Annotated in this window: 3 protein-coding genes; 2 read left to right on the top strand and 1 reads right to left on the bottom strand. The window is 66.9% G+C overall.

Annotated features, from left to right (window positions below; all coding sequences use genetic code 11):
- Window positions 1–156: recombinase family protein (locus A5481_RS32030; protein ID WP_197514289.1), on the bottom strand; the 156-nt coding region annotated here is incomplete at its 3' end.
- 340 nt (window positions 157–496) lie between these two features.
- On the opposite strand from A5481_RS32030, the gene A5481_RS32035 reads away from it, so the two are divergent.
- Both A5481_RS32035 and A5481_RS32040 read left to right on the top strand, forming a co-directional pair.
- Entirely contained in the window at window positions 497–1,177 is a 681-nt protein-coding gene (locus A5481_RS32035; RefSeq protein ID WP_048437604.1) for a ParA family protein, read from the top strand.
- The gene (locus A5481_RS32040) at window positions 1,174–1,485 is read left to right on the top strand and encodes a hypothetical protein (protein WP_048437605.1); all 312 of its coding nucleotides are present in this window, start codon (window positions 1,174–1,176) and stop codon (window positions 1,483–1,485) included. Before A5481_RS32035 ends, A5481_RS32040 begins: the two co-directional genes overlap by 4 nt.
- Window positions 1,486–1,548 lie beyond the last annotated feature (63 nt).

A 1,548-nucleotide genomic window follows, 5' to 3' on the forward strand; every position in this document is an offset into this window, starting at 1 on the left:
GGCCAGCACCGTGCGCAGCTCATCGCGCCCGACGGTCGAGGAGCCGGACACCTTCTCGGACCGGATAATGTCGCAGCCGGCCGCCTTGAGGGCGCTAAGCTGCACGGTGAGGTCCTGGTCGAGGGTGGAGACGCGGGCGTAGCACATCCGGGCCATGGGATGTCTCGCAGGGTCTAGACATTTCCTTCTAGCTGTCTCATGGACTGGCCGGCAACCCTGTGAGACAGAGCGCAGGTGTCTCAGCGTGGCTGCCTCGCAGGGTGCACCCGGTGGGGCAGGGGTACGGCGTTCTTGAAAACGGATGCGGGGATCCGGCGCCTTCCTAGCGCTTGCTCCCTCCAGCTTGCGCTAGCTCGCGCTCCCTGGCGCTTGCTACTTCTATTATTGCTAGCATTGTAATGATAGGTAGCAATTGCAACACGAAGCTTCCACACCCTAGTAGGAGCTTAAGGTTTCTCCCTGTAGGTTCGTGACGCTACCGCTAGAGGCCGCTCCCATGCCCGTCATCTCCGTCGCAAACCCCAAGGGTGGGGCCGGCAAGTCGACCACCGCCCTCGTGCTCGGCACGACGCTCGCCCATTTCGGCGGGACCGTCTCGCTCATCGACTGCGACCCCAACCGGCCGATAGCCGCCTGGGCGCAGGGCGAGAGCGCGACGAGCATGCGGGTGATCTCCGATGTCACGGAAAGCTCGATCGTCGGCACGATCGACCGCGAGAGGGGAGGGCGCCAGTTCGTCGTCGTCGACCTTGAGGGCACGGCCTCGCGCATGGTCTCGCGCGCGATCACCCGCTCCGACCTCGTCCTGATCCCGATGCAGGCGAGCGCCGTCGATGCGGCACAGGCCGCTCGCGCTGTCGACCTGGTGCGCGAGGAGGAGCAGGTGTTGAACCGCGAGATCCCGTTCCGGATCGTCTTCACCCGCACCTCGTCGGCGATCCCGACCCGCAACGAGAAGATGATCGTCGAGGAGCTGCGGTCCTCCGGGATCCCGGTCCTCGCGACGCACCTCAACGAGCGCGCCGCGTTCAAGTCGCTGTTCACCTACCGGGTCGCGCTCTCGGAGCTCGATCCCACCCTCGTCAACGGCGTGTCGGCCGCCCAGGAGAACGCGCAGCGCCTCTCCGAGGAAGTCGTCGAGCTGGTCGCCACCCTCACCGGAAAGGCCCGCGCATGAGCCAGGACAAGAAGCCGTCGTTCGGGTTCGGCAGCAAGATCGCGTCGATCGCCCCCAACGCCGCGGATGCCCCGCCGCCGCCGCCGCCCGAGGCCGAGGCGGTCGCCGAGCGACACGGATTCGTGGCGCGCGAGAGTGAGCAGCTCGTGCGGATGCGCGAGCCGGTCAACGCCGCGACCTCGCAGATCAACGTGCGCGCCGAGACCGCGGACCTCAACGTGTTCCTGACCTGGTGCAAGACCGAGCGCCTGTCCTACCGCGAGGCATTCAAGCGGATCGCGGCGGCCATCCGGAAGGGCGCCATCTGACCGTCGCTGTTGTCGCCCCGAATCCCTCACCGAGCGCCGGATCCTCACCAGGGTCCGGCGTTC

Source organism: Methylobacterium platani (assembly GCF_001653715.1).
In the GTDB taxonomy this organism is placed as follows: domain Bacteria; phylum Pseudomonadota; class Alphaproteobacteria; order Rhizobiales; family Beijerinckiaceae; genus Methylobacterium; species Methylobacterium platani.

Coding starts and splice junctions, on each gene's coding strand:
- A5481_RS32040 (WP_048437605.1), top strand. CDS start 1,174: ATGAGCCAGGACAAGAAGCCGTCGTTCGGGTTCGGCAGCAAGATCGCG.
- A5481_RS32035 (WP_048437604.1), top strand. CDS start 497: ATGCCCGTCATCTCCGTCGCAAACCCCAAGGGTGGGGCCGGCAAGTCG.